Source organism: Rhodoferax sp. RT4P68, from assembly GCF_056521305.1.
Genome location: NZ_JBWMBB010000011.1, coordinates 62,019 through 78,866 on the forward strand (window position 1 = coordinate 62,019; position 16,848 = coordinate 78,866).

The 16,848-nt window shown below is 67.8% G+C and carries 14 protein-coding genes; 5 read left to right on the forward strand and 9 right to left on the reverse strand.

Annotation, left to right across the window (positions count from 1 at the left end; all coding sequences use genetic code 11):
- Positions 1 to 28: 28 nt before the first annotated feature.
- Positions 29 to 952, reverse strand: a complete 924-nt coding sequence (locus AC099J_RS22005) for a DMT family transporter (protein WP_479617428.1) — start codon at positions 950 to 952, stop codon at positions 29 to 31.
- A 90-nt stretch (positions 953 to 1,042) separates the two neighbouring features.
- On the reverse strand, positions 1,043 to 2,236 hold the full coding sequence (locus AC099J_RS22010; protein WP_479617429.1) for an aromatic ring-hydroxylating oxygenase subunit alpha: 1,194 nt from the start codon (positions 2,234 to 2,236) through the stop codon (positions 1,043 to 1,045).
- Positions 2,237 to 2,492: 256 nt separating this feature from the next.
- Between AC099J_RS22010 and AC099J_RS22015 the strand changes: the two genes are divergently transcribed.
- From AC099J_RS22015 to AC099J_RS22030, 4 genes are all read left to right on the forward strand, one after another.
- A complete protein-coding gene (locus AC099J_RS22015; RefSeq protein ID WP_479617592.1) occupies positions 2,493 to 2,747 on the forward strand; it encodes an exodeoxyribonuclease VII small subunit in 255 nt (84 codons plus the stop codon).
- Between the two features lie 74 nt (positions 2,748 to 2,821).
- Positions 2,822 to 3,817, forward strand: a complete 996-nt coding sequence (locus tag AC099J_RS22020; RefSeq protein WP_479617593.1) for a polyprenyl synthetase family protein — start codon at positions 2,822 to 2,824, stop codon at positions 3,815 to 3,817.
- A 29-nt stretch (positions 3,818 to 3,846) separates the two neighbouring features.
- Positions 3,847 to 5,769, forward strand: a complete 1,923-nt coding sequence (gene dxs, locus AC099J_RS22025) for a 1-deoxy-D-xylulose-5-phosphate synthase (protein WP_479617430.1) — start codon at positions 3,847 to 3,849, stop codon at positions 5,767 to 5,769.
- 163 nt (positions 5,770 to 5,932) lie between these two features.
- Positions 5,933 to 7,015 (forward strand): TRAP transporter substrate-binding protein, encoded by a 1,083-nt coding sequence (locus AC099J_RS22030; protein ID WP_479617431.1) that lies wholly within the window; start codon positions 5,933 to 5,935, stop codon positions 7,013 to 7,015.
- 79 nt (positions 7,016 to 7,094) lie between these two features.
- On the opposite strand, the gene AC099J_RS22035 is transcribed toward AC099J_RS22030, so the two are convergent.
- Together AC099J_RS22035 and AC099J_RS22040 are read right to left on the reverse strand one after the other, a co-directional pair.
- The gene (locus AC099J_RS22035) at positions 7,095 to 8,936 is read right to left on the reverse strand and encodes a TRAP transporter large permease (RefSeq protein WP_479617432.1); all 1,842 of its coding nucleotides are present in this window, start codon (positions 8,934 to 8,936) and stop codon (positions 7,095 to 7,097) included.
- A gap of 27 nt (positions 8,937 to 8,963) precedes the next feature.
- On the reverse strand, positions 8,964 to 9,584 hold the full coding sequence (locus AC099J_RS22040) for a TRAP transporter small permease subunit (protein WP_479617433.1): 621 nt from the start codon (positions 9,582 to 9,584) through the stop codon (positions 8,964 to 8,966).
- A 157-nt stretch (positions 9,585 to 9,741) separates the two neighbouring features.
- Here AC099J_RS22040 and AC099J_RS22045 point away from each other — a divergent pair, with 157 nt between their 5' ends.
- A complete protein-coding gene (locus AC099J_RS22045) occupies positions 9,742 to 10,998 on the forward strand; it encodes an SUMF1/EgtB/PvdO family nonheme iron enzyme (RefSeq protein WP_479617434.1) in 1,257 nt (418 codons plus the stop codon).
- 24 nt (positions 10,999 to 11,022) lie between these two features.
- On the opposite strand, the gene AC099J_RS22050 is transcribed toward AC099J_RS22045, so the two are convergent.
- The 5 genes from AC099J_RS22050 to AC099J_RS22070 form a co-directional block, all read right to left on the reverse strand.
- Positions 11,023 to 11,589: a DUF2059 domain-containing protein gene (locus AC099J_RS22050; RefSeq protein ID WP_479617435.1), complete on the reverse strand. Its 567-nt coding sequence runs from the start codon at positions 11,587 to 11,589 to the stop codon at positions 11,023 to 11,025.
- An 83-nt stretch (positions 11,590 to 11,672) separates the two neighbouring features.
- On the reverse strand, positions 11,673 to 12,545 hold the full coding sequence (locus tag AC099J_RS22055) for an NAD(P)-dependent oxidoreductase (RefSeq protein WP_479617436.1): 873 nt from the start codon (positions 12,543 to 12,545) through the stop codon (positions 11,673 to 11,675).
- Positions 12,546 to 12,730: 185 nt separating this feature from the next.
- Entirely contained in the window at positions 12,731 to 14,404 is a 1,674-nt protein-coding gene (locus AC099J_RS22060; RefSeq protein ID WP_479617437.1) for a methyl-accepting chemotaxis protein, read from the reverse strand.
- A gap of 261 nt (positions 14,405 to 14,665) precedes the next feature.
- Entirely contained in the window at positions 14,666 to 15,946 is a 1,281-nt protein-coding gene (locus AC099J_RS22065) for an MFS transporter (RefSeq protein ID WP_479617438.1), read from the reverse strand.
- Between the two features lie 179 nt (positions 15,947 to 16,125).
- Positions 16,126 to 16,848, reverse strand: a complete 723-nt coding sequence (locus AC099J_RS22070; RefSeq protein WP_479617439.1) for a transcriptional regulator NanR — start codon at positions 16,846 to 16,848, stop codon at positions 16,126 to 16,128.

The window sequence follows — 16,848 nt, forward strand, 5'->3', positions numbered from 1 at the left end:
GTCGCGCCATTGTGATGCGGCGCGCGCGTCAGTGTTCCTCGGCCGGTGCTTTGGGGACGGCGCGCTGGCGCAGCACGGTGGCCGCCACGCCGCTGGCGATGACCAACGCCATGCCAGCCCAGCCGGCCCCGTCGATGGCATCGCCGAACAGCAGCACGCTGTAGATCGCCGCGAACACGATGCCGGAGTACTGCAGGTTGGCCACTACCAGCGTGCCGGCCTGCGACTGGGCAAGACCGTAGGCCCGCGTCATGCACAGCTGGCCCAGCGCTGCCAACACGCCGACCGGCAGCAGCCACAGCGCGTGGCGCCAGTTCCAGGGCGAAACGCCATCGATCAGCATCCACAGGCCCCCGAACACAGCGGAGCCGACCGCGAAATAGAACACCGTGCGCGTCTCCGGTTCGCCGATGCGCGACAACGCGATCACCTGCAGGTAGGCGAACGCGGCCGTCAGGCCCGACAGCAGGCCCATCAGCCCGGCGAAGCCCTGGCTCTGGTTCATGTCGGGCTTGAGCACCAGCACGACGCCGACGAAGCCGGCGAGCACCGTCAGCGCCAGCACGCCCTGCAGCGGCGGCAACGGCACGCGCCCGTCACGCCCCGGCATCGGCACCCAGGCCAGCAGCGCGCCGCCGATCAGGAAGGTCGCGATCCAGATGCTGCTCATGTAGTTCAGCGTCATGGCCGTGGCCAGCGGCATGTGGGCAATGGCAAAGAACCAGGCGCCCAGCGAGAACGTGCCGATCACGCTGCGCCACGCGTGCATGCCGGGGTAGCGCGTGGCCAGCGGCACCCCCTGCCGGCGCGCCAGCACGGCCAGGAACACGATGCCGATGACGCCGCGCCAGAACACCAGCTCGGCGCTGGTGAACCAGCTCGATGCGATCTTCACGCACACGCCCATCGTGGCGAACAGGAACGCGGATGCCACCATCCAGAGGCTTTGCATGGGCGAGGTCTTGTGGTTGGGTGGCGCACGCGAACGGCCGCCTCTCTGGGAAGCCGGCCGCGCGCAGCGCGCAGGCAGGGGCCGGGCGCGTCAGCGCGCGGGAGTCAGCGCGGTGGGCAGGGCAGGGCGGGCCGCCGGGCTGGGTGCCAGCTGCACCTGGCGCCGGTACCACTCGTGGAAGTGCTGCATACCGTCTTCCATCGGGCTTTGGTAGGGGCCGACCTCGTCGTCGCCACGCGCCATCAGCGCCCGGCGCCCGGCGTCCATGCGCAGCGCGATCTCGTCGTCCTCGACACAGGTCTCCATGTAGGCGGCCTGCTGCGATTCGACGAACTCGCGCTCGAACGCGGCGATCTCTTCCGGGTAGTAGAACTCCACCGTGTTCAGTGTCTTCTGCGGCCCCATGGGGTGCAGCGTCGAGACCGTGAGCACATGCGGGTACCACTCGACCATCACCGTGGGGTAGTAGGTCAGCCAGATGGCGCCATGGCGCGGCGGCTTGCCGTTGCGGTAGCCCATCAGCGCCTGCTGCCAGCGCTGGTAGGCCGGGCTGCCGGCCTTGCCCAGGCGGTTGGCCACGCCCACGGTCTGCACCGAGTACTGGTCGCCGAATTCCCAACGCAGGTCGTCGCAACTGACGAAACCGCCCAGGCCGGGGTGGAACGGTCCGACGTGGTAGTCCTCCAGATAGACCTCGATGAAGGTCTTCCAGTTGTAGTCGCACTCATGCAGCTCGACACGGTCGAAGACGTAGCCCTCAAAGTTGAGGTCGGCGCGCGGGCCCAAGCGGGCCAGGTCCTGCGCGACGCGGTGCGCCTGCGCGCCCTCGAACAGCAGGCCGTTCCAGTTCTGCAGCGGGTAGTTGTGCAGGTTCAGGCAGGGGTCCTGCGCGAAATGCGGCGCGCCCAGCAAGGCGCCGGCCGGCGTGCCGTTGCCGCCGCTGTAAGTCCAGCGGTGCAGCGGGCAGACGATGTTGCCGCCCGCGCTGCCGCTTTGCGTCTGCTGCAGTGAACCGCGCTCGCGCAGGATCAACGCCTGCCGATGACGGCAGACGTTGGACACCAGTTCCACGCCGTTCGGCGTGCGCACCAGGGCACGGCCCGCGCGCTCCTGCGGCAGGGTGTGGAAGTCGCCCACCTGGGGCACCAAGAGTTCATGCCCCACATAGCGGGGCCCGCGCTGGAAGATGGTCTCGATTTCGCGCTGGAACAGCGCCTGGTCGAAGTAACTGGAAACTGGAAGTTGGCTTGCGGCCTGCTGCAGTTGAAGACTTAAATCAGACATGCACGTCCTGACCTAGAGACTCCCCCTATGAAGGGGCAGGTGGTAGGCGCCTGTTCCGTCGGCGCTGGGGCTCTGGAGTTTGCGCGGGAGGGGTGAATCGGCTGTGCCGCTGCGGCTCCTTTCGAAGCGGGGGCGCTGGCTGGGAAACGGGAGGGGCGATTGTAGCCGCGCACGATGGCCGTTCCCTTTGCAAGGACGCCCCCAATCGACAGCGCCTAAAATCCGCCCCTTCGCCATCTGAATGCCACGTCTGCCCATGCCCAAGGCTTCCGCCTCGTCACTTTCTCCTGCCCCCATGCAGAACGTCCCGGCCAGCTACGAGGCAGCCTTGCAGGAACTTGAATCGCTCGTCGGCCAGATGGAGTCCGGGCAGATGCCTCTGGACGGCCTGCTGGCAGGCTATCGCCGCGGCGCCGAACTGCTGGGTTTTTGCCGCGACCGGCTGGGCGCGGTGGAAGAGCAGATCCGTGTGCTGGACCAGGGACTGCTGAAGCCCTGGAGCGCCGAATGAACGCCGCACCGGGCCGCCCCGTGCAAGCTCGCATCCCAGGTGAGGCCGATAGTGCCCTCGCGGGCGACAGGGCGATCGCCACGCCTGCCTTGCCCGCTGCGTTTGATTTGCACACCTGGAGCCAGCAGACGCTGGACCGCGTCGAGACCGCGCTGTCGACCTGGGTGGCGCCTGAGCGACCGGCTGATTTCGACCCCGACAGCTGGGCCGCGCTGGGCCACGAGGCGCCTGCTGCCCTGCGCGAAGCCATGCGCTATGCCGTGCTCGACGGCGGCAAGCGTCTGCGGCCCTGTCTGGTTCTCGCAGCCCGTGCCGCCGTCGCCCATGGCGAGCCGCCGGCGTTGAGCGCGGGGCTGGACGACGCCGCCCTGCGCGCGGCCTGCGCGGCCGAATTGATCCACGCCTATTCGCTGGTGCACGACGACATGCCGTGCATGGACAACGACGTGTTGCGCCGGGGCAAGCCGACGGTGCACGTACGCTTCGGCGAGGCACAGGCGCTGTTGGCCGGCGATGCGTTGCAGGCGCTGGCCTTCGAATTGCTGACGGCCGATGACGCCACCGCCCCGGCGCAGGTGCAGGCCACGCTGTGCCGGCTGCTGGCGCGCGCCGCCGGTTACGAAGGCATGGCCGGTGGCCAGGCGATCGACCTGGCCAGCATCGGCCTGCCGCTCTGCGAAGACCAGTTGCGTGGCATGCATCGCCTGAAGACCGGCGCACTGCTGCGCGGCAGCGTGATGCTGGGCGCGGCCTGCCGCGACCCGGGCCGCCCGCTGCCCGAGGTTGCGATCGCCGGGTTGAGCGCCTATGGTTCCGCCCTGGGCCTGGCCTTCCAGGTGGTCGACGACATCCTGGACGTGACCGCCGATTCGGCGACGCTGGGCAAGACGGCCGGCAAGGACGCCGAGCAGGACAAGCCGACCTACGTATCGGTTCTGGGCCTGGCGCGCTCGCAGGCTTACGCGCAGGAGTTGCTGCAACAAGCCCTTGCAGCCCTCGACGGCGCCAGGCTGGCCGACACGCGCGCCCTGCGTGCGTTGGCCGACATGGTGGTGAACCGCTCGAGCTGAGCTGCGGCGGACTACGGAGAAGATTACCTATGGCGACCTCGAACGCACAGCGCTATCCATTGCTGGACAGCATCAACGACCCCGCAGACCTGCGCCGCCTGGCGCGTACCGACCTGAAGCCGCTGGCCGACCAGCTGCGCGCCTTCGTGCTGGACAGCGTGTCCACGACCGGCGGCCACCTCAGCTCCAACCTGGGCACGGTCGAGCTGACCGTGGCGCTGCACTATGTCTTCAACACGCCGGACGACCGTTTGGTGTGGGACGTGGGCCACCAGACCTATCCGCACAAGATCCTGACCGGCCGGCGCGAGCGCATGGGCAGCCTGCGCCAGTTGGGCGGGCTGTCGGGTTTTCCCATGCGGGCCGAGAGCCGCTACGACACCTTCGGCACGGCGCATTCCTCGACCTCGATCTCCGCCGCGTTGGGCATGGCCATGGCCGCCAAACAGCTGGGTGAAGACCGCCAGTCCGTGGCGATCATCGGCGACGGCGCGCTGTCGGCCGGCATGGCGTTCGAAGCGCTGAACAACGCTGGCGTGTGCGACTGCAACCTGCTCGTCATCCTGAACGACAACGACATGAGCATCAGCCCGCCGGTGGGCGCGCTGAACCGCTATCTGGCGCAGCTGATGAGCGGGCATTTCTATGCGGCGGCCAAGAACGTGGGCAAGCAGGTGCTCAAGGCCGCGCCGCCGCTGTTCGAACTGGCCAAGCGGCTGGAGCAACATGCCAAGGGCATGGTGGTGCCGGCCACGCTGTTCGAGCAGTTCGGCTTCAACTACATCGGCCCGATCGACGGCCACGACCTCGAATCGCTGATCCCCACGCTGGAGAACATCCGCGAGCTGAGCGGTCCGCAATTCCTGCATGTCGTGACCAAAAAGGGCCAGGGCTACAAGTTGGCCGAGGCCGACCCCGTGGCCTATCACGGCCCCGGCAAGTTCGACCCCCGCGTTGGCCTGGTCAAGCCCAGCACGCCGGCCAAGCCCAGCTTCACGCAGGTGTTCGGCCAGTGGTTGTGCGACATGGCCGAGCGCGACCCGCGGCTGGTCGGCATCACACCGGCCATGCGCGAGGGCTCCGGCATGGTGGAGTTCGAAAAGCGCTTTCCCAAGCGCTACTACGACGTGGGCATCGCCGAGCAGCACGCCGTGACCTTCGCCGCCGGCCTGGCCTGCGAGGGGCTCAAGCCCGTGGTGGCGATCTATTCCACCTTCCTGCAGCGCGCCTACGACCAGTTGATCCACGACGTGGCGTTGCAGAAGCTGCCCGTGGTGTTCGCCATCGACCGCGCAGGCCTGGTCGGTGCCGATGGCGCCACGCATGCCGGCGCCTACGACATCGCGTACCTGCGCTGCATCCCCAACATGGGCATCGCCTGCCCATCGGACGAGAACGAGTGCCGCGCGCTGCTGACCACGGCGTTCGAGCAGGACCACCCGGTCGCGGTGCGTTACCCACGTGGCGCCGGCGCTGGCGTGGCCATCGCGCCCGGCCTGCAGGCACTGCCCTATGGACGAGGCGAAGTGCGCCGCACGGCCCAGGCCGAGGCCGGCCGCCGCCTGGCGATCCTGGCGTTCGGCACGCTGCTGCACCCGGCGCTGCAAGCCGCCGAGCGGCTGAATGCGACCGTGGTCAACATGCGCTGGGCCAAGCCGCTGGACCAGGCGCTGCTGCTGCAGATCGCCGCCGACCACGACGCACTGGTCACCGTGGAAGATGGCGCCATCATGGGCGGCGCCGGCAGCGCCGTGGGCGAGGCCCTGAATGCCGCCGGTGTCACCCGGCCGCTGCTGCAGCTGGGCCTGCCGGACCGCTTCATCGAGCATGGCGACCCGGTCAAGCTGATGGCCCTGCAAGGCCTGGACGCACCCGGCATCGAGCGTTCCATCGCCGAGCGCTTTCCTGCTTTGGTGGAACAAGCACAGGCTGCGTTGAAGCTCGTGGCGTGATGCGGTGCGGCGGCGGATGTGGTGCCCTGCCATGGGCGCGCCGCAGGGGTAAACCCGCACCGGCCGCCGTTCTGCGTTTTTCTACAATCCGCGCCTGACGCAAGTCCCCGTTTCTCCAAAAGGGAAGCGGGTTTTTTCATTCTGACCCTCGGAGAGTTTTTCAATGGATCGTCGTTCCGTTATCAAGAATGCCGGCATCGCCGGTGTGCTGGCCGCTGGCATCGCGCCGGCCGTGCACGCCCAGGCGGCAGTGCGCTGGCGCCTGGCCTCCAGCTTTCCGCGCTCGCTCGACACCATTTTCGGCAGCGCCGAGATGCTGTCCAAGACGGTGAAGGCCTTGTCCGGCGGCCGGTTCGAGATCACGGTGCACCCAGCGGGTGAACTGATGCCGGCCTTCGGAGTGGTCGATGCCCTGCAGGGCGACAACATCGAGATGGCGCAGTCTGCGGCCTACTACTTCACCGGCAAGGACCCGATCTTCGCCTTCAGCTGTGCCGTGCCCTTCGGCCTGACCGCCCGCCAGAACACCTCGTGGAAAGACTACGGCGGTGGCCGCAAGCTGCTCGACGACTTCTTCGGCAAGTACAACTTCAAGACCGCCAGCGCCGGCAGCACCGGCACGCAGATGGGTGGCTGGTACCGCAAGGAGATCAAGACCGTCGCCGACCTCAAGGGCCTGAAGATGCGCCTGGGGGGCGGTGTCTTCGGCGAAGCCATGGCCAAGCTGGGCGTGGTCGCCCAGAACATGCCGGCCGGTGACGTCTACCAGGCGCTGGAAAAGGGCACGCTGGATGCCGCCGAGTTCGTCGGCCCGCACGACGATGCCAAGCTGGGCTTCAACAAGGTGGCACCGTTCTACTACTACCCCGGCTGGTGGGAAGGCGGCGCCGACCTGGAGTTCTTCATCAACGTGAAGAAGTACGCCGCCCTGTCGGACGAGAACAAGGCCATCCTGGACGCCGCCTGCAAGGTGGCTGCCGTCGACATGACCGCCAAGTACGACGCCGTCAACCCGGTCGCGCTGAAGAAGCTGGTGGCTGAGAAGACCCAGCTCAAAGCCTTCCCCAAGTCGGTGATGGACGCCGGCTTCAAGGCCTCGATGGAAGTGTTCGCCGAGCACGAAGCCAAGTCGCCCGAGTTCAAGAAGATCCACGAGAGCATGCGCGCCTTCCAGCGTGACCAGATCCTGTGGAACCGCTTCTCCGAGTACCCGTTCAACCAGTACATGAACGGCGTCAAGATCTGACGCCCGCGGGCCCCGCAAGGCCCGGCAGGCAGACGAAAAAAAGCCCCGCCATGCGGGGCTTTTTTGCTGGGCGACGGCGTCAAGGCTTCTGCTGCTTGAGCGCGTCCTGCATGGCCTTCATAGGGTCGTCTGCCGCGCCGCTGTCGGCTGCAGGCTCGGCGGCGGGGGCCGTGCCCTCAGGGGTGAGTTCGGCTGGCGCGGCCGGTGCGTCGCCTTCGGGCTTCTCGTCGGCGCCATAACCGGCGTCCGAGCCGTAGCCGTCGGTGGCCTCGGGCTTGAGGCCTTCGCGCATCTGCTCGCCTACTTCTTTCAGATCATAGGTCTGCGCCTTGTCCAGGCTGCCGGTCACCAGGCCCGGGAAGGCGATCAACACGCCCACCATGAACAGCTGGATCAGCAGGAACGGGATGGCGCCCTTGTAGATCTGCATCGTGGTCACCGGGTCCATGACCTTCTGCGTGACGCGGTCCACATAGGGCTTGTCCGGTGCCACCGAGCGCAGGAAGAACAGCGCGAAGCCGAACGGCGGGTGCATGAACGAGGTCTGCATGTTCACCGCCAGCAGCACGCCGAACCAGATCAGATCGATGCCCAGCTTGTCGGCCACCGGCGCCAGCAACGGCACGACGATGAACGACAGTTCGAAGTAATCCAGGAAGAACGCCAGGAAGAAGATCAGCACGTTCACGAAGATCAGGAAGCCGACCTGGCCGCCCGGCAGGCCGGTCAGCAGGTGCTCGACCCAGATCGGGCCGTCTGCGGCCTGGAACACCAGGCCGAACACCGTGGCGCCGATCAGGATGAACATCACGAAGCTGCCCAGCTTGGTGGTCGAGGCCAGTGCCTGCTTGAGCAGCCTCATGTCCAACCGGCCGCGCGCCCAGCCCATCACCAGGGCGCCAATCGCACCCATGGCGCCACCTTCCGTCGGCGTGGCCACGCCCAGAAAAATGGTGCCCAGCACCAGGAAGATCAGCAGCAGCGGCGGGATCAGCACGAAAGTCACGCGCTCAGCCAGCCGCGACAGCAGGCCCATCTTCGTGAACTTGTTGACCAGCGCGATCAGCAACGCCACGAAGGCGCCGCCGCACATGGCCACGACCACCTTCTCGTCGGTGGCAACCGAGGTGACCGGCTCGCCACGCCACCAGGTGTGCACTTCTGGCATGTGCCGCGCCAGCACCACGGAGACGAGGAACGCGATGACCATCAGCACCACCAGCGACAGGTAGCCGCCGCTGCCATTGGGTTCGCGGTACACGCGCGCCTCGGGCGGCAGCGCCGGCACGTGCGAGGGGCGGAACACCGCCAGCAGCCCGATGTAGACGACGTAACAGCCCACCAGCATGAAGGCCGGCACGAACGCGCCCTTGTACATGTCGCCCACGCTGCGGCCCAACTGGTCGGCCATGATGATCAGCACCAGCGAGGGCGGCAGGATCTGCGCCAACGTGCCAGAGGCGGCGATGACGCCGCTGGCCATGCGCCGGTCGTAGCCATAGCGCAGCATGATGGGCAGCGAGATCAGGCCCATGGAGATGACGGAGGCGGCCACCACACCGGTCGTGGCGGCCAGTAGCGCGCCGACGAACACCACGGCCAGCGCCAGGCCGCCGCGCAAGGGGCCGAAGACCTGGCCCACGGTGTCCAGCAGGTCCTCGGCCATGCCGCTGCGTTCCAGGACCAGCCCCATCAACGTGAAGAACGGCACCGCCAACAAGGTGTCGTTGGCCATGATGCCGATCAGCCGCTGCGGCAGCCAGGCCATGACGGAGGCGGGGAACACGTTCAGCTCGATGCCGACGAAGCCGAAGAACAGCCCGCAGGCGCCCAGGCTGAAAGCCACCGGGAATCCCAGCAGCAGAAAACAGATCAAGCCCGCGAACATGATCGGGGCGAAATTGGCGGTGAAGAACTCCATGGCGATGCTTCTGCTTTCTTTTGGGGTTCAGCGCGCCACGGCCGCGGAGGCGGTGGCCGCCTTGTCGTCAGCCGCGCGCTGGCGCAGGATCTCGGCCAGTTCTTCTTCCGCGGTTTTCTCACCGGACTTGACGGTCGGGTCCGGACCATGGCCGGACAGGAAGGCCACGCGCTTGATCAGCTCCGACCAACCCTGCAGCAGCAACAGCGTGAAGCCGACCGGCAGCGCCAGCCACACTGGCCAGCGGATCAGGCCGCCGGGGTTGCCCGACATTTCGCCGGTCTGGTATTGCTGGATGAACATCGGCACGGTGTAGTACAGCACCACCAGGCACAGCGGCGTGAGGAACAGTGCGAAGCCCAGGATGTCGATCCAGATCTGCGCGCGCTTGGGCAGACGACTGTTGAGCACGTCGATGCGCACATGCTCGCGGTTCAGCAAGGTCAGGCCGGCCGCGACGAGGAACGACCAGGCGAACAGGTACCACTGCACTTCGAGGTAGGCGTTCGAACTCATGTTGAACACCTTGCGCACGATGGCGTTGACGGCGCTGATGACGGTGGACGCCAGGATCAGCCAGATGACCCACTTGCCGACCTGGGTGTTGAGCCAGTCGATGGCCCGCGAAAGCTTCAGTAAGCCGTGCATGTCTACCTCGATTTTTGGTGAACGCCTGACACGAAACACCCGACGCACCGGCGTTGTGCGCCAGTGGGTCGGGTGCGTGCGGCGCCGGCATTTTATAGGTGCACGCACCGCGCCCCGGGGCCCGCAATGGGGCGGGGCGCGACCCATAATGACCATCATGTCTGGCCACCCCGAGAATGCCCGCCTGCCCCCATCGCAAGCCGGTGCGGTGATCGACACCCCTGCGGTGCGCCAGGCCGGCCGCGACACGCTGTCATTGGCGTTGATGGACACGCGCAACCACACGCTGGCGCTGATCGCACATGGCGAGAACGCTGCGGCCAGCGCCGGGCAGATGCTCGGTGGCACGCACGGCGATCTGCTCTGGCTGGCTGGCCACGCAGGTTGGTTTGCCGAGTGCTGGATCGGGCGCAACACGCAGCGCCACCAGGGGCCGAACTGCCAGGCCCGGCCCACGCGGCTGCCGTCCGTCGACCCACGCGCCGATGCCTGGTGGGGTGAGACCTCGCGCGTGCTGGCGGCGTCGGATCTGCCGGGCGCAGCCACCACCCGCGCCTACCTGCTGGAGCAGCTGGAGACCACGCTCGAGCTGCTGGAGAAATCGCCCGAGGACGACGCCGGCCTTTACTTTTACCGTCTCGCGCTGCTGCACGAGGACATGTTGCGCGAGACCATGCTGGTGCAAGCCCAGCGCGCCGGCCTGTTGCTGGCGGTGCAGCTGCCCGCAGCGCGCCGCCCCCTGGCGCCGATCGGCCTGCCCGCCACGCGCTGGACTTTGGGTGCGACGCCTGGCGGTTTCGTGTTCGACGCCGAGAAGTGGTTGCACGACGTGCAGCTGCCCGAATTCGAGATCGACGCCCAGCCAGTGAGCTGGTCGCAGTTCGTCGAGTTCGTCGACGACGGCGGCTACGACCGGCCCGAATGCTGGCGCACCGAGGGCTGGGCCTGGCTGCAGGCATTGGCCGAGGGCGATGGCCGGCGCGGGCCGCGCTATGTGGAGCAGATCGGCGTGGCCAGCGGCGCAGTGCTGCAGCAGCGCTTCGGCCGGCGCGTGCGCGTGGCGGGTGCGCAGCCGGCCATGCACCTGAGCTGGTGGGAGGCCGATGCCTGGTGCCGCTGGGCCGGGCGGCGCCTGCCGGGCGAGGCCGAGTGGGAATACGCGGCCTGCACGGCCCAGCGCCGTGGCTTCGACTGGGGCGGCGTGCACGAGTGGACAGCCAGCAGCCTGCAGCCCTGGCCGGGCTATGCACCCGACCCCTGGGACGGCTACAGCACGCCGTTCATGGGGCGTGCGCGGGTGCTGCGCGGTGCCTCGTTCGCAACACCGGCGCGCCTGCGCGATGCGCGCTTTCGCAACTTCGCGATGCCGGACGATGACCTGCGCTTCGTGGGCTTTCGCAGCTGCGCCGTGTGATGGCGCGCGGCACGCTCAGGACGCTCAGGGCTTGATGGGCGCGCCGCTGGCAGCTGGCTGACCGATGGCGGCTTCCAGGCGTTTGTTGACCACCTGGTTCAGCGCCTTGAGTTTGGGCTCCAGATCGGCCCGCACGTCGGGCACCAGCTTTTCCGACAGCGGGCGGAACATCTCTTCCGTGGACTGCTGGTACTTCACGAAGATGGGCGATTCCAGCGTCGCGACCAGCTGCTTGAGCTCGGCTTCGGAGAACTTCGACTCCAGCACCGCGCCGCTGGTCGTGGGCAACAGGCGCAGCGCGCGTTCACGCATCAGGGGCACGACCTCGTCCACATACTTGCGCACGTCGAGCTGGATCTCCTGCAGCACGGCTTCGCGCTTTTCCAGCGGCACGCGCTGCTGCACCACGGCGGCGATCTGCTGCATCATCATCAGGGCCGGCCGCTCGGCCATGGCGCGGGCCTGGGACTCGACCACCGGGCGCTGCAACTGCAGCACCTTGGCCACGAGTTCCTTCTTGGCAGGTGAAATCTGGGCATGTGCCAGCGTGCAGCAGGCGGCCAGCAATGCCGTGGCGAGGACTTTGTTCAAAAGCGTCTTTCGGAAGGTGGAAATAGAAAAGCCATCGATGGTCGATGGCGCTTGCTCAGTATCGCGTGTGGCGCAGAAGGTGGTCAAGTTGCCAGCACCCGGACGATTTCAGGCAACAGCGTGTCGCCGCCTGCCTGCTGCACGCCCCGGTCCAGTGTCTGCAGCACCGCCTGAGCGATCGCGTGCGCCGCGCCCGTGTCCTGTGCCATGTCGTCGTAGTAGCCCAGGTCCTTGCGGGCGCTGGACAACGAGAAGCGCAGGCCCGATGGATCCTGTGCCATGAGGTAGGGCTTGAGCCGCTCCAACGCGGCGCCACCGCCGCCGCCCTTGGCCAGCACGTCGACAAACACCTGCGGCGCCACACCGGCGCGCTGGGCACAGGCTGCGGCCTCGGCCAGCAGCGTCACAAAGCCCAGCGACACATAGTTGTGCAGCAGCTTCATGCGGTGGCCGGCGCCGATCGGGCCGGCATGCGTGATGTTCTCTGCGAAGCAGGCCAGCAGCGGCCGGCACTCATCGAACAGCGCAGCGTCGCCGCCCACCAGCAGGTTCAAGCGGCCCTCGTGCGCTTCCTTTGGTGTGCGGGTCATCGGCGTGTCGAGAAAGCGGCCGCCGGCGGCTTGGACGGCCGCCGCCACGCGCTCGGTCGAGGAGGGCACGGCGGTCGAACAGTCGATCACCACGGCGCCCGGCTTGAGGCCCTGCAGCACGCCATCGGCGCCCAGCAGCACCGCTTCCACCTGGGGCGTGCCGGTCACGCACAGGATCACGATGTCGACCGCAGCCGCCAGCGCTGCGGGCGTCGCCACGGTCGTTGCGCCAGCGGCCAACAGCTCGTCCAGCGGCTGGTTGCCCGCATGCTCCAGCACTACCAGCGGGTAGCCGTGGCGAGCAATGTTGCGCGCAATGCCGTGGCCCATCATGCCCACGCCGATCATGCCGATGGTCTGCTTCATGGATTCACTTTCACTTGGGTTTGCACGAGGTAACAGCCGCGCCGCCGCAGCTGCTGGAGGGCGCGAATTGTCTGGCATATCCGACGCCCTCTTTCCACCTGGCTTGCGAGGCCCCAGGCGCACCTACGGCATCGCCACCATCGAGGGCGGCGGCGTCGGCCAGGAGGTGTGCCGACCCTCGGGGGCTATACCGCAACCGCGCTGGCGCTGGCAATGGGCCGTGGAAGCCTGGCCATCGTGGCGTTGCGCTTGCCGGTGGGCACGGCGTGCCCTTGGTCCGTTGCATCGTCCTGCACGGCCCCAGGTAGATGGAAGACACCGACGGCGTCGACCAGGCGGCCCACCTGCGCATTGAGGCTGGCAGCGGCAGCGGCCGATTCCTCGACCAGCGCCGCGTTTTGCTGTGTGACCTGGTCGAGCAGGCTGATGGCCTGGCCGACCTGTCCCATGCCTGCGGTCTGTTCGCTGTTGGCGGCGCTGATCTCGGTGATCAAGGCGGCCACGCGCTTCACCTGCGCGACGATGTCACCCATGGCCTTGCCCGCCGCACCGGCCTGCGCCGTGCCGACCTGGCTCATCTTCTCGCTCTCGCCGATCAGGCCCTTGATCTCCTTGGCGGCCTGGGCCGAGCGGCCTGCCAGGCTGCGCACTTCGGAGGCCACGACAGCAAAGCCGCGTCCCTGTTCGCCCGCGCGCGCCGCCTCGACCGCCGCGTTCAGGGCCAGGATGTTGGTCTGGAACGCGATGCCGTCGATCAGCCCGATGATCTCGCTCACCTTGCGCGAGCCGCCGGCGATCGCATCCATGGTGGTGACCACCTGACCCACCATGTCGCCCCCCTTCTCGGCCGCTGCGGCGGCGGCAGTGGCCAGCTGCGTGGCCTGACGCGCCGTGTCCGCGTTGGCCTGCACGGTCGAGCCGATCTGTTCCATCGACGCGGCGGTCTGCTGCAGGCTGCTGGCCTGCTGCTCGGTGCGTTGGCTCAGATCCTGGTTGCCGGCCGCAATCTCGTGGGCACCGGTGGCGATGCTGTCGCTGCTGGTGCGCACCGTGGAGACCACCTTGATGAGGCTGGTGTTCATGTCGCGCAGGGCAGACAGCAGCTGCCCGGTCTCGTCCTTGCTGCGGACCTCGATGTGCGAGGTGAGATCGCCTGCGGACACGGTCTTGGCGATGCGCACGGCGTTGGAGAGCGGCGCCGTGATGCTGCGGGTGATCCGCCAGGCCGCCAGCCCGCCGAGGATGACGCCCGCCGTGCACAGCGCCAGCATGATGAGGCGAGCACTCCCGTAGGCCGTCTGGGCTTGCTCAGCCGCCTCGATGCTGGCCTTGTCCGCGCTCTCGGCCAGTTCGCCCAGCGCATTGAGCCATGCCTGCATCGGCGCATCGACCTGGCTGCCCAGGAAGCGAGAGGCATCCTCGGCCAGATCTCCGCGCCCCAGTTCGACCACTTGGTCGACCAGCGGCATCGCCGTCGCCTTGAGCTTGGCCACTTTGGCAAAAAGCTCCTTGGCTTGCGGTGTGGTGTCCTCCAGCGAGCCGTACATCGCCTGCAGTTCATTCTCCGCAGCGTCGTAGTTCTGGCGCGCCTGCGCGATGCCACCGATGGCATTGCGCTTGCGGATCCCGTCGTAGAGCACGATATCGCGGCTGCGCAGGCCCACCTCGTTGACCGCGATGCGCATGGCAACCGCCAAACGCGCTTCCTTGTTGTTGACCGAAGCGATGTGGTCAAGCCGCTGCTGGATCTGGGCCATCGACGCCATGGCGAGGACCGACACACCCACGAGCAGCACCACCATCAGGCCGAAGCCAAGGGCCAGGCGGGTGCCCAGCTTGAGATTGCGCACTGCGTTCATTGAGTCTCCGTGATTGGGCGGAGCCATCTGCCGGGGTGGCTTTCGGTGCACGCGCCTGTCTGCTCGCAATGTATACCGAATTGGTGACTGAAAGTGACACCCGCGTCCCTTTCGGCGGGACGAGAACTCCGGCCGTCGAAGCCACCACGGCGCCTGCAGTTCGCTTCAAGTGAGACCTGGGTCAGGCCAACGACCCCACCGGCAACGTGACATCGAGCGGGGGCGCCACGGCGCCTCTGATTCAGTTCGAGTCGGAGGCCATCAACTGGGCACTTGTCCCATGCGCGGCAGCCCAGCCAGCCGCCGCGTGCGCAGCAGCAGCGTCAGCACAATGCCCAGGTTCAACAGATTCCAGGCGATGCCATTGATGAAGGCCGCCTGGTAGCTGCCGGTGAGGTCGAACACCTTGCCCGACATCCAGCCGCCCAGCGCCATGCCCAGCAGCGTGCACATCAGCACCGTGCCCACGCGGGCGCCAGCTTCCTGCGGCGGAAAGTGCTCGCGCACGATGATCGCGTAGGAGGGCACGATGCCGCCCTGGAACAGGCCGAACAGCGCCGACACCAGGAACAGCGGCACCAGGCCATCGAACGGCAGGAACATCAGCAGCGCCAGGCCCTGCAACGCCGAGCCGAGCAGCAGCGTGCGCAGGCCGCCGATGCGGTCGCAGATGGCGCCGGAGATCAGCCGACTGGCAATCCCGCAGGCCAGCATGACGGACAGCATCTGCGCCCCGCGCGCTGCACCGAAGCCCAGGTCGGTGCAATAGGCCACGATGTGGACCTGGGGCATGGCCATGGCCACGCAGCAGGCGGTGCCGGCTACGCACAGCAGGCCCTGGGCCATCCCCAGGCTCAAGCCAAAGGGGCGCAGCGTGGCAGCCACGGCTGGAGTGGGGCGAGCCGGTGCGGCGCTGGCACTGGCACTCGCACTCGCACTGGCGTCGAGCGGCGGGCGCTCGCGCATCAGCAGGGCCAGCGCGGCCATCGTCACGCTGCAGAACAGCGCCATGCCCAGGTAGGTCTGACGCCAGCCCACGCTCTCCACGAAGTGCTGCACCACCGGCGGCCATACCGTGCCGGCCAGGTAGTTGCCGCTGGCGCAGATGGCCACGGCCAGGCCGCGCCGCCGCACGAACCAGAGCGAGGTGTCGGCCACCAGCGGCGCAAAGGCAGCGCCGCTGCCCAGCAGCCCGACCAGCACGCCCTGGGCCAGCGCAAACGCGAGGATGCTGTTCGACAGCGCACAGGCAAGATAGCCCAGGCCCAGGCTGACGGCGCCCAGCAGCAGGGGCCACATCACGCCGAAGCGGTCGGCCAGCCGGCCCATCAGCACACCGCCCACGCCGAAGCCGATCATGAGCAGCGTGTAGGGCAGGGCGGCAGCCGAGCGTGTGACGCCGAACTCGGCTTGCACCGCAGGCAGCATCACCGACACCACGTACATGCCGCTGCTGCCCACCGTCATCAGCAGCAGCGTGACGGCCAGCCGCATCCAGGCGTGGCGCGAATCGGCGGCGTGCCGACGTGGTGGGGGGGTCATGGGGGCTGGTCTCCTGCAGTCCGGGCCGAAGGATAGCCGCTCCATTCGGTCGAGCGCGTTCACCTATGAGACTGCGGCAAGAGGCCGGGGGACACAAGATCGAGTGGTCCGGGCCCTTCAGATCTGGGACCTGCCCCTTCCTTCTTGCCCTGAAAGCCCTCCCCAAGCCGTTGCCGGGCTCAGCGCGCTGCCGGCTGCTGCAAGCTCCGATACATCACGTTCGAGCGCGTGAGGTGCTCGCGCATCGCCGCGTCGGCGGCGCTGCCGTCGCCCGCTGCGATGGCGTCGACGATGGCCGTGTGCTCGCGCAGCGTCAGCTGCTCGGCGCCGGGCGCGCGCACCATGGGCTGGTAGTAGTCACGGCCCCAGCGGAAGATGGCCTCGACGATGGCCGGAAAGATCGGGTTGCCGCTGATGCGCGCGATCTCGCAGTGAAAAGCCATGTCGCGGTCCAGGAACAGTTCGAGCTGGTCCAGCGCGGCGCGGTGTTCCTCGATGCGCTGGCGCAGCAGGGCCACGTCGCCCGGCGTGGCTTGCTGTGCGGCCATGCGGGCCATGCCGGCTTCCAGGAAGATGCGCGCCTGCTTCAGGTGCTCGAGCGTGTCGGGCTGGGTGTTGAGCAAGTGGCGCGCGCCGCTGCCGATCTGGCGGATCAGGCCATCCGCCGTGGGCACGACCACGCGTGCGCGCTCGCCGTGCGAGATCTCGACGATGCCCGAGCGCTCCAGCGACTGCAGGGCCTCGCGGATCGCCGGGCGGCCCACGCCGTACTGGTCCATCAGCTCGCGCTCGGGCGGCAACTGGTCGCCGGGGCGGATCTCGCCGCTCTGGATGCGCTGCATCAGCCGGTCCAGCACCTCCTGGTAGAGCTTGCGTTTCTGGATCGGGCCGTCGGCGTGCAT

Coding starts and splice junctions, on each gene's coding strand:
- AC099J_RS22015 (WP_479617592.1), top strand. CDS start 2,493: ATGCCCAAGGCTTCCGCCTCGTCACTTTCTCCTGCCCCCATGCAGAAC.
- AC099J_RS22070 (WP_479617439.1), bottom strand. CDS start 16,848: ATGCACGCCGACGGCCCGATCCAGAAACGCAAGCTCTACCAGGAGGTG.
- AC099J_RS22045 (WP_479617434.1), top strand. CDS start 9,742: ATGTCTGGCCACCCCGAGAATGCCCGCCTGCCCCCATCGCAAGCCGGT.
- AC099J_RS22040 (WP_479617433.1), bottom strand. CDS start 9,584: ATGCACGGCTTACTGAAGCTTTCGCGGGCCATCGACTGGCTCAACACC.
- dxs (WP_479617430.1), top strand. CDS start 3,847: ATGGCGACCTCGAACGCACAGCGCTATCCATTGCTGGACAGCATCAAC.
- AC099J_RS22060 (WP_479617437.1), bottom strand. CDS start 14,404: ATGAACGCAGTGCGCAATCTCAAGCTGGGCACCCGCCTGGCCCTTGGC.
- AC099J_RS22030 (WP_479617431.1), top strand. CDS start 5,933: ATGGATCGTCGTTCCGTTATCAAGAATGCCGGCATCGCCGGTGTGCTG.
- AC099J_RS22055 (WP_479617436.1), bottom strand. CDS start 12,545: ATGAAGCAGACCATCGGCATGATCGGCGTGGGCATGATGGGCCACGGC.
- AC099J_RS22035 (WP_479617432.1), bottom strand. CDS start 8,936: ATGGAGTTCTTCACCGCCAATTTCGCCCCGATCATGTTCGCGGGCTTG.
- AC099J_RS22065 (WP_479617438.1), bottom strand. CDS start 15,946: ATGACCCCCCCACCACGTCGGCACGCCGCCGATTCGCGCCACGCCTGG.
- AC099J_RS22005 (WP_479617428.1), bottom strand. CDS start 952: ATGCAAAGCCTCTGGATGGTGGCATCCGCGTTCCTGTTCGCCACGATG.
- AC099J_RS22010 (WP_479617429.1), bottom strand. CDS start 2,236: ATGTCTGATTTAAGTCTTCAACTGCAGCAGGCCGCAAGCCAACTTCCA.